Here is a 10,861-nt window from a genome sequence, read left to right as displayed (position 1 = left end):
ATTCCGAAACTTAGCTGTCCTCTGGGGCCGCTAGGGATTGGGATAAAGCCCGCACCCTGCGCGTAGCGCGGGTGTCGGGTAGTTTACAAAAGCTTGAATCGAGATGTTTTGTGAGTTTGCAAATGGCTACATAGGTAGTTGTGGGCTACGTGGGGATTATGAAAAAAATTAAGACTTTTGGCACAGCGGCAATTTTCGCCAGTAGTCCGGCACTAGGATGGCTTCCAAGTATACCCGGCGGGATCCCATGTATGTATATTGCCCGGAGGAATTTCTGGGAAGCAAAACCCAGTGCAACCTAGAAGCATTGATAGAACGGCTGGAAGAGGGGGGTCGCACCCTTTTGAGCCAGTTGTTTGACGTTCGTTACCCTTACTGGAAGCGTAATCTCCGCAACAACATTCGCTTGGTGGGGGAGCTGCGCTATGTAGGCGAGGTACCCGTTCTGGTTTTGTTTGGCCTCTGGCCGAGAGGCAGTCACGAATACCGGGAGTTCTTAGACCGACGGCGAGATCCGGATTATCAAGAACGGGTGCGGAGCTGGGTGCCCGATGACCGTTTGCAGGCGTGGCTGGCGCAGCGGCACGAACCAGGGGATCCGCCAAACCATCTCCCCCCTCTGCCCGACGAGCTGTATGAATGGACACAGTTCTTGAATGCTCCCAATCCGCAGGAGCGGCTGGTGTTGGAAAGTGGGGAATGGGTTCGGCAAGTACGGGCCCTTTCTCCAGAGCAGCGGCGCCAGGCTTACCAAGCAGTATCCCGCTTGGTAGATGACATTGAAGGCAGGCTCTACCGGCAGCTCCCGCCGTTTTATCTGGAGGCAGAGGTCAAATGCTGGCAGGAGGGACCCCTGTATCTGGCCGTCAGCTTGGTACAAGCGTGCGAGCAGCCGGGGAGATTGTTTCCATTTCTCATTGGAGTTTACGACCACGCCCCAGAGCAGAGGGAACGGTTTGATCTGGGATGCCAAACCTGCCTCTTTGGGATGAAAGCCAAGCAGCCGGATATTCTCCAGCACCCGCAACCTTTGGAGGTATGGAAGCGGTACGCCCGTCGCGCCTACCCCGACTACATGGTGGCGGATGAGACCATTTGGTTGGAAATGCAGGAGATCACAGAGGGAAATTTGGCTTTGTCCATGGAGGAGGAAGAAATCCTGCAGAGCACATCCATGCCCCTACTGATCAACGGAAGGGCCGGGAGTGGCAAATCTCTGATGTTGTACTACCGCTTTGCCGACTATTGCAGCCACTACCTCAAAACTTCAAAACAGAGACCTCTTGAGTACCGCCCTCTCTTTTTGACCTACAGCCCAAGCTTGGTGCAGCAAGCCCGCGACAGGGTAAGTTCAATTTTGCGCATCAGCCACCGCTATCGGGAGGAGGGGTGCAGCTTCTCCACGGAGGAAATTCAGCAATGTCAAACTTTTTTTAGCACTTTTCAGGATTACCTGCTGAACTGCCTTCCTGCCGAGCGGCAAGAACGCTACCAACCGGATCGGTATGTCAATTTTTATCGATTTCAGAGCTGGTATTGTGGTCGCCGCCGCGATGTAGAGCTGGCTTGGCACACCATTCGCACGCTAATCAAAGGCTATGAGGTCAGTGACTATTTGGATCCCGATAGCTACCGAGAATTGCCTGAGGCCGACCGCAGTGTGGATGAAGAAGCCTTCGAGCGGATTTACGAAGAGATTTGGCCGGGTTACCGGGATCGAACCACCCACGAGGGCTACTGGGATGACCAAGATTTGGCCAGAGATGTGCTGCAAAATGGCACTCTTAATCCTATTCATCCAGTCATTTTTTGCGATGAGGTTCAGGACTTTACCCAACTTGAGCTGAATATCATTTTTTGCTTATCTCCTTGGGGAAAATACAAGTTGGATTGGGCTATTGATCGCCTGCCCTATGCCTTTGCCGGGGATCCCTTGCAAACCATTAACCCAACGGGATTTCGTTGGGCTGCTCTGAAAAAATATCTCTACGAGCATATCCGCGCCTACTTGTTGCCGAGCCATCCCTTTGAGATTGCAGGCCCGCAGGAGCTGAGAAACAACTATCGCAGCAATCCACAAGTTACTCGTTTTAGCAATGTAGTCAACCTGTGGCGGCGAGTTCTCAGCAAGAGTCGAGAAATCTATCCCCAACAGCCCTGGCGTCCCCATGAGCAGGGCATGCCGGTTCAAAGGTTTGTGCTGGATGGTCAGGAAAGAAACTTAATCGAAGATGAGCTTAGAAAAATGCTTAGTGATCTCACAGGAACAGTCTGTATCTTACCCTGTCCTGTGGGAGAGGAGCTGAACTACGTGCGTCAGGATCCCGAACTCCAGAAGATCTTTGCCGAGGAATTGAAGCAGAATCTTAAACCACCGCTCCTGCAAACTGCTACGTCTGTTAAAGGAATGGAGTTCAAAAAAGTTATCCTCTACAAGTTTGGAAACGCCTATCGACAAAACTTTAACCGGCAGCTTAATTATTACGCCCGAGGAGCTGGGGAGGCGATATCCCTGCAAATCCATTATTTTCTCAACCAATTGTATGTCGGCATTACCCGCCCCATCGAGGCCCTGGCCATTGTGGACACCTCTGCCGGTTGGCGGGAGTTCTGGGATCCAAGCTTAGAATCCAACTCTTGGCTCGATCATCCTTCTCTGCAACCGGATCGGTCGGAATGGGAGACCGACCCACCGGTATTGGGTTACCCTGTCAAAGGCATCAATATCCAGTACTGGACCAATACAAGCTTGGAAGATCTGCAGGAGGCAGCTCTTGAGCTTCTCAGGCGCGGCATCGAGGAGGGCAACCTCAAACTTCTGGAGGATGTTCAAACTCTGGCGCGGAAGGCAAAAAAACCACCTCTAGAACAGGAATGTCAGGCCTGGCTCCTCAAGCTCCAGAGGGATTACGTTTCCGCAGGGCAAAAGTTCCTGAGCCTGGAGCAGTCTGCTTTGCCCAACAAAAATCTTAAACGAGAAGCCTGGGAGTGCTTTTGGAGAGGGAAGGCCTGGTTGGAGCTGCAGCGTAACGCCGCCTACTTTGCTGGATGTCCTGGGATCCCAGACTACAGCCCCTTGGTGGACTTGATGGTGGCGACCCAAAGAACCTCTGTCAAGTCTATGGAGCGCTTCCGACAGGTGGTGCAGGTGCGAGATTGGCTGAGCGTTGAAGTCAGCCCCAAAGATAGGGACTTCGTCCCGCTTACACGAACGGATTCCACCTGGAAAGAGTGTGTACAGCAATTTTTGGCAGAGCTTGAGCAAGTTCTCAACAACTTGGGAACTTTCCGCCCTCAGGAAGAGGACCGCAGCCGGTTTTTGCAAGAGACCCTTGAGGCTTTGAAGGGACGTCTGGCCTTTCTCGGCCAGCGGCAGCCGTTCGCGAATCAGTACTACAAGATTTGGGGTATCTGTCACTTCTATCGGCAGGAATTTGAGCGGGCGGTAGAGGTTTGGGATCAGGGGGGCCAAACGGAGCATTCCCCCTACTACCGGGCCAAGATCCACCTGGAACCCCTTCCCGGCAAGGTGAGGTGGCTATCCAAAGACCGCCAAGACTCGGTGGTGCTGGACCGATGGCAAGAGGCAGGACGTCCCCTCACAGGCGAGTGGGCAGAGTACATCGGCGACGTCGTCACCAGTCTGGAGCGCTTGAAAGACTGGCCGCTGATGCTGCGAGTTCTGATCCAGTGCCGAGAGTGGGAGAAGCTCTGGAAAACGGTGCAGGCCCATCCTCAGGCGTGGCAGCGGGGACATGACTACGAGCTGGTGGCTGCCATGGCCCGGGATATCCGGACCAACTGGGAAGACTTAAGGCGCAAATCCCCTGGGCTGCGAGATTTTCTGCAGGAAGTGGTTACCAGCACACAGATGGAGCGGGCCTGGTGGCTACAGCCCCTGGAGGTAGGCTTGGCTTGTGAGCGATTGGGCCACTACCGAGACACGCTCAGGTTTTACGAGCGCTTCACCGAAAGCAGAACCGGCAGGCTGACCAGGCAGCAACGCTCTCAAATTCGGCAGCGCTGGCTGGTGACCCACCAAAGGTATCAAGAGGTTCTCCAAGCGGAGGGGCGCCCAACAGATCGTTTGGCGGAGGAGTTTCGACAGGCTCAAGAGCGTTGGAGGGAGCAGCTGCCCCAGGCAGAACCTGAGCTGGACGAACGGGATCCCTGGGCGCTTGACTTTGTGGAGCACCCCAGCCCTGTCCAAAGTTGGCTGCTGCAGCGGGCCCAAACCGACACCCAGAGCCGACTCAGAGCGGAAATCGCCCAGGCGCTGGAGCATCTGGACGAACGACACTTGCAGCAGGTGCACAGCTTGATCCAGCGCTTTTCGCGCGCCGACCCATCCACCTAGGCTGGCTCCGAACGCAGGCCGGGAGGCCTATTGCAGGATTTGGCGCAGGCGCTCCAAGGCCCGTCGGTTCTCTTCAGGGGTGCCCACCGTCAGACGCAGCCCCCCACCCGTGTAGCGCACACCAGTCCCCAGCTCCTGCCAGGCCCGCTGCAGCTTTTGGGGATCCCAGCCGGCCACCCGGAAGTAGAGGAAGTTGGCTTGGCTGGGCCACACCCGCACCCCTGGCAGCTCCTGCAGAGCTTGATAAAGGGATTCCCGCTCCTGACAAATTAGCGTCACGTCGGCCAAAAGCTCCTCGGCATGCTCCAAAGCCATCTGAACCGCCCACTGAGAAAGGGCCGTGAGGTTGTAGGGCAGGCGGATCCCATCCAACACTTGCATAAGCTGTGGATGACCCACAGCATAGCCCACCCGGTGGGCCGCCAGGCGAAAGGCTTTGGAGAAGGTGCGCAAGATTACCCAGTTGGGATGCTCCGCCAATTTGGGCAGGGCTGTGTGCCGGCTGAACTCAAAATAGGCCTCATCCAAAATCACCAGAATCTCTTCGGGTAGCCCTTCCACCCACTCCCACTCTGCAGCCGTCAGGCCGTTCCCCGTCGGCGAGTTGGGATCCACCAGGCACACCACCCGAATCGGATGCTCCCTCAAAGCCTGTTGACATCGCTCTAGATCCAGAGCAAACGTCTCCGGGTCGCGGGGAACCCGCACCACTGGGATCCCCAGGCTCTGGGCCAGGATGGCGTACATGGAGAAGGTGGGCTCTGCCACCAAAATGCCGCCCCGCCCGCCCAGACAGGTGGCAATCAGCAGGGAGCGGATCAGCTCATCCGACCCATTGCCCAGGCTGATCTGCTCTGGCTCCGCTCCGGCATAGGCGGCGATGGCCTGCTTCAGGCCCCGGTGGTGGGCATCGGGATAGCGGTTGCTGGGGATCCCCTTTTCCCAAAGGAGGGAGAGCTTCTGCTTGAAGCCCGCCGGCCAATCGAGGGGGAACTCATTGGCATCCAGCTTGTCGGCAGCCGGGGCTGGCACAGCGTCGTAGGGCTTGAGGTAGAGCAAGTCGGGGCGCAGATACTGCAGAGCACACATCTTCCTGACGGGGAGAAGTAGCTATTATATCAGGGCCAACCCGACCACTTATTCTTTTGTCAGGGATCCCTGCTGACGTAGCGCCTCAAAAAGGGCAATCGCTACGGCATTGCTGAGGTTCAGGCTGCGCACCGGCCCCCGCAGTGGGATGCGCACGCTGGGATAGGTTTCCAAGAACAGAGGATCCAACCCCCGGCTTTCGCTACCGAACACCAACCAGTCTCCCGGCTGATAGGTTACTTCCGTATAGAGGGCTTTGCCGCGCACACTAAAACACCAGAACCGGGCCTCAGGGTGGGCCTGCACCAGAGCAGACCAAGAGGGGTAGCGATACAGTTGGACATGCTGCCAGTAGTCCAGCCCCGCCCGCTTGAGGTAGCGATCCGAAAGGCGAAACCCCAGAGGATCCACCAGATGGAGAGGCGTATCGGTGGCTGCACAGGTGCGGGCGATATTCCCCGTATTGGCCGGGATCTCTGGGGCAACCAAAACAACGTGGAAGGGCATAGTCCTATCCTACTTGCCCCCAAATCCGCGGTTGCCGCCCCCTTTTTTGCCCCCACCTTTGCCCGGCTTGCGGCTGGGCTGTTGCCGAGAGGGAGAGGCCGTTGAACGTCCGCGCCAACTGGGATCCCCGCCGGGAAGAGAGGTACGCCCACCCCCCCAACCCATACCGGGAAAACCGCCACCCATGCCCATGTTGCGCATCATGTCGCGCATGCGTTGAAAATCACTGACCAGTCGGCTGACATCCTCCAGCTTGTGGCCAGATCCGCGGGCCACCCGTCGTTTGCGGCTGACGCTGCGGGCCAACAGATCCGGGTTGCGGCGCTCTTCGGGGGTCATGGAGTTGATCATGGCTTCGGCGCGGGCCAGTTGGTCTTGTCCCTTTTGCAGTTGTTCCTCGCTGATTTTGCCCATCCCCGGCATCAGTCTCAGCAGCCCTGCCAAGGATCCCATGCGTTTAATTAGGCGCATCTGCTTGAGGAAATCGGTGAAATCAAACTGGGCAGTCATCATCTTCTCCGCCATGCTGGCGGCATCTCCCAGGTCGATTTCCTCTTGAGCTTTTTCCACCAAGCTGAGGATATCCCCCATACCCAGAATGCGGGAGGCCATGCGATCCGGGTAGAAGGGATCCAGCGCTTCCACCTTTTCGCCGACGCCGATGAACTTGATGGGCTGACCGGACACTTGGCGAATGGAAAGGGCGGCCCCACCGCGGGTGTCCCCATCCAGCTTGGTGAGAATGGCCCCAGTGATGCCCAAGCGCTCGTGGAAGGCTCGGGTAAGGCTGGCTGCCTCTTGGCCGATCATGGCATCCACCACCAGCAGGATCTCGTGGGGCTGCACCGCCGCCTTGATCCGCTCCAGCTCCGCCATCATCTCCAGGTCGATCTGCAAACGACCGGCAGTGTCCAAAATCACGTAGTCGTAGCCCTGCTGCCGGGCCGTCTCCACCCCCTGCCGGGCAATCTCGACGGGATCTGCTTTGCCCAGGTCGAAAACGGGGATCTGAATTTGCTGGCCCAGCGTCTTGAGCTGGTCGATGGCCGCCGGACGGTAGATGTCTCCGGCCACCATGAGAGACTTCTTGCCCTGCTTGCGCAAGTACAAAGCCAACTTGGCGCAGGTGGTGGTTTTCCCGGATCCCTGCAAACCGGCCATGAGGACAATGGTGGGAGGCTGCTCCGCTTGGGCGATGGGCACGTTGGCTTCTCCCATCACCTTCACCAGCTCGTCGTGGACGATCTTGATGAACTGCTGATCCGGCGTCACCCCCAGGATGACCTCGGATCCCAGGGCAGCTTCCCGCACATCCTCGATAAACTGCTTCACCACCTGCAAATTGACATCCGCATCCAGCAGGGCTCGCCGCACCTCCCGCAGAGCTTCTTGAATGTTGGTTTCGGTGATCCTGTCCTGGCCGCGCAGCTTTCTCCAGGCCAATTCCAACTTCTCGGAGAGGGCATCAAACATGGGTACTGTGGATCCTGTCAGGCGCTTTGGGGGCATTTCCTACCATAGTCGAATCGGGGCGACTCCATCTTGGGGATCCCAACCAAGGTGGCTATCCCGGCCCAGAAAAACTGGCGACTTCACAAAAGTTTAAGCAACAATAGAGGGCGTTGCATGCAGATCTTCCATGGTCAGCGTCGCTTCCCTTCCCTACAGCACCACCGACTGGCAATTGGGCTATCGCTCCCTATCCCAGGAGTACGACTATTGGATTACGGAGATCGAAGGACGGATCCCGGCAGGGTTGCGGGGAACCCTGTTTCGCAACGGCCCGGGCAAGCTGGAGGCGGGATCCCAGCGCTACGGGCACCCGTTCGATGGCGATGGCATGGTCTGCGCCATCACCTTTGTGGAGGGGAAGGTTCATTTTCGCAACCGGTTTGTGCGCACCCGCGAGTTTGAAGCAGAGGAAAAAGCCGGTCGGGTGCTTTACCGAGGGGTGTTTGGCACCCAAAAGCCGGGCGGCTGGTGGAGCAACTTTCTCGACTTGCGGTTTAAAAATCCCGCCAACACCAATGTCATCTACCAGGGAGATAAGCTGCTGGCCCTGTGGGAGGCCAGTGCCCCTTACCGGCTGAACCCGGCCACCTTGGCCACCGAGGGGATCGAAACGTTTGCAGGAGGGATCTCGGCCAGCCAGCCTTTCACTGCCCATCCCCGGCGGGATCCCCACACGGGAGATCTCATCGCCTTTGGGGTGCGGGCTGCCCAGAACTCCACGTTGCTGTTTTATCGTCTGGACTCGCGCGGGCGCTTGGTGGAAAAGCGGGATTACCGCCTGCGGGGCTTTGCCTTTCTGCATGATTTTGTCTGGACACCCCGCTACCGCATCTTCTTCCAAAATCCCTTGGCTTTCAATCCCCTGCCGTTTGTGTTGGGCTGGCAACCGGCGGGCACCTGTTTGACCTTGAAACCGGGGGAGCCGACCCGCATCTGGCTCTTTCCCCAGGGCGATAAGCCGCTGCAACTGGAAGCGGAGCCGGGGTTTGTTTTCCATTTTGTCAACGGCTACGAAGTCGGGGATCGGGTTGTGGTGGATGCCGTCCTCTATGAGAACTACCCTGCCCTGGAGCCGGATGCCGATTACCTGCAGATTGACTTTGCCCAAATTCCGGCGGGCAAGCTGTGGCGGTTCTATCTGGATCCCAAGGGGGGCAGCGTGAAGCGGGAACTGCTGCTGGATCGCTCGGTGGAGTTTCCGGCCATCCACCCGGCTCGAATGGGGGGATCCCACCGCTACATCTACATCGGGGCCACCCATGCTCCTGGCCCCAATGCTCCCCTACAGGCCATCCTCAAGCTGGATACCGCCACAGGCCGCACACAGCAGTACAGCTTTGCCCCCCGCGGCTTTGTGGGAGAACCGGTGTTCATCCCCGATCCAGAAGGTCAGGGCGAAGAGGCAGGGTGGATCGTGACGGTGGTTTTTGATGCGGCCAGCCAGCGCTCTCAAGTGGTGATCCTAGAAGCAGCCGACCTGACAGCCGGCCCGGTTGCGCGGATCCCATTGCGGCACCACATTCCCTATGGCCTACACGGCAGCTTCACTCCGCAGGTGTGGGCAACGCCTGCCTAAGCGATGAGCTTCAAGATGGCTGAATGGATCCCCTTGGCTAAGGGAATGCAATCCAGCCCTTAGAGAGCCCTGGGGATCGGTCAGTTGGATCCCGGCTGTGCAAAAACACCTCTATTGGCTCCAGTCAGCGTTGCTGGAAAAAACTACAGATACTCAAGATCAATATCAATGGCCCTGTCTGGGGAATAGACATCCTGCAGCCTGAGAACCATTCCCTTGGAACAGTTGCTACCATTGGCTACAGGTCGGCTACAGTGTTGACAACTGCGGGCAAGGGCAGCTGCTAGGAGTTTCCCAATAGAAGCAGAATGGAAAAACGCTGTTGGGCATTGTTAGGCTAATGGGTGGTGTGCTGAGCAAGCCTTGGGTCAAGAGCAAAGCTAAAGCTATAGCCTGTTTTTGCAACGGTAAATGTCTGCCGCCGAGCATTCTGAATTGACAGCAACGGAACCGTCACAATGTCCTCCGATCTGAGACCTCCCTTTCGACCTGTACGGCCCCCCAGACCCAGCTCAACCGGCGAGGCCAAGGGATCCCTGTCATCAGCGAAAGCTCAGGATCCTGCGGCAGCTCCTGGTGCTGTTCGCGACAGCGGGACGGAGTCCTTGCAGCCCGTTGTCAGTACCACTGCTAGCTTGGAAGAAAAGAAAGAGCGAGTCTGTTTGGAACCCATCCCCCCGCCTGGGGAGAAGATGCAATACCGAGCCATCGGCCTCATCGAAGGGCAATACATTCCCTCCCCAGAGCACTTTACCCGCGGGATTTTGCGCACCTCGGATGGCTTGGATCTGAATGCCGTATTGCTGGGCCGGGTGATGAGCCTGGTACGGAAGCACCTGAAGCCGGAACGCAACTACCTGTGGGTGGTTTATCCTCGCACCCGCGACAAAACCGAAGATCTGCACGTGCAGTTGCTGGGGGTGTGGGCCCCAGAAGAAATGGGGCGAACTCTCCCCGAGGGATCCCGTCCAACAGTGGTGCCGGATTGGTTTTCCATCCGGGGCGAGGTCGTTTTTCAATCGCAGGAGAAAGGGTTCATCATTGTCAAGATCCGTCAATCGGGCAAAAAAGCTTCCGCCAACTCTCCCTCTCAGCGAGTCCAGAAGGATGGAGCCGCAGCCCCCAAGCCCCAAGCCTTCAAATTGCGCCTGATCGGATCCCTGCCGGGCAAAGGGGTAGGCAATTTCTGGGATCTGCAGGTGCGCCGCCGCGGATCCCTGCTCTATGTGGAGGCGGGCACTCCCATCGGCCCAGTACTCAAAACGCCGCCGCGCCCACGCCTGAAGCGTTCAACCCCCCAACCCAAAGCCAGGAAGAGTTCCACCCCCTCGACACGTGGGGAAGCGTCTATTCAAGAGCCGTTTTATCCTCTGCGAGATCCCACAAAAGTACCCAAGCCGGTTAAGAGAAAACGCCCATAAACTGGGCTAGTAGATCCTGCTTTAATGGAGCTTTTCATGTTGACCTTCTTGTTGTGAACCATTCTTTTACCCTGGTTAGGCCGTGGCAGAACCAACTCCTCCCAACAAAGATGAATTCATTTCGCCTCGCTATCCCTACTGGGGCGAAGTGAAGCCGCAGAACCTAGTTTTTGATGCCAACCTGCAGGAATTTAGCAATAAAGTGTCCTTGATTTGTAGCTTGGAAACCGGGGGCAAAATTACCCCGGAAGAAGCCTACCGGCAAATCAAGGAGCTGTGGAAACAACTCAAACAGACCAAAAAAGCCATCTTGGACGATCCCCAGTGGAAGGAGTCTCCCCCCGACTTGCCGGAAGAGTAGCCGGCTGGATCCTGGCTAACCGCAAACGGTGTACACTG

7 protein-coding genes are annotated in these 10,861 nt (G+C 57.3%); 4 read left to right on the top strand and 3 right to left on the bottom strand.

The annotated features are described in order from the left end of the window. Positions 1-217 precede the first annotated feature (217 nt). Entirely contained in the window at positions 218-4,357 is a 4,140-nt protein-coding gene (locus NW829_RS02615; protein WP_414416364.1) for a hypothetical protein, read from the top strand. A 27-nt stretch (positions 4,358-4,384) separates the two neighbouring features. Here the strand turns inward: NW829_RS02615 and NW829_RS02610 are convergent, their stop codons facing one another. Genes NW829_RS02610 through ffh form a run of 3 tightly spaced genes read right to left on the bottom strand, consistent with a single transcriptional unit; the run spans position 4,385 to position 7,426 of the window. After that, positions 4,385-5,446, bottom strand: coding sequence for a histidinol-phosphate transaminase (locus NW829_RS02610; RefSeq protein ID WP_414416363.1), 1,062 nt, complete (start codon positions 5,444-5,446; stop codon positions 4,385-4,387). 48 nt (positions 5,447-5,494) lie between these two features. Further along, on the bottom strand, positions 5,495-5,953 hold the full coding sequence (locus NW829_RS02605; RefSeq protein ID WP_011431928.1) for a tRNA (cytidine(34)-2'-O)-methyltransferase: 459 nt from the start codon (positions 5,951-5,953) through the stop codon (positions 5,495-5,497). Between the two features lie 9 nt (positions 5,954-5,962). Next, entirely contained in the window at positions 5,963-7,426 is a 1,464-nt protein-coding gene (gene ffh, locus NW829_RS02600; RefSeq protein ID WP_414350095.1) for a signal recognition particle protein, read from the bottom strand. Between the two features lie 166 nt (positions 7,427-7,592). Between ffh and NW829_RS02595 the strand changes: the two genes are divergently transcribed. From NW829_RS02595 to NW829_RS02585, 3 genes are all read left to right on the top strand, one after another. After that, on the top strand, positions 7,593-9,041 hold the full coding sequence (locus NW829_RS02595) for a carotenoid oxygenase family protein (protein ID WP_414398877.1): 1,449 nt from the start codon (positions 7,593-7,595) through the stop codon (positions 9,039-9,041). Between the two features lie 692 nt (positions 9,042-9,733). Then, positions 9,734-10,462 (top strand): hypothetical protein, encoded by a 729-nt coding sequence (locus NW829_RS02590; protein ID WP_414416362.1) that lies wholly within the window; start codon positions 9,734-9,736, stop codon positions 10,460-10,462. 82 nt (positions 10,463-10,544) lie between these two features. Beyond that, a complete protein-coding gene (locus NW829_RS02585) occupies positions 10,545-10,823 on the top strand; it encodes a hypothetical protein (protein WP_414342480.1) in 279 nt (92 codons plus the stop codon). Positions 10,824-10,861 lie beyond the last annotated feature (38 nt).

The organism is Synechococcus sp. R55.8, assembly GCF_047461895.1.
GTDB lineage: Bacteria > Cyanobacteriota > Cyanobacteriia > Thermostichales > Thermostichaceae > Thermostichus.
Note: the sequence above shows the minus strand (reverse complement) of the source record. Positions and strands in the feature narration are given on the sequence as shown.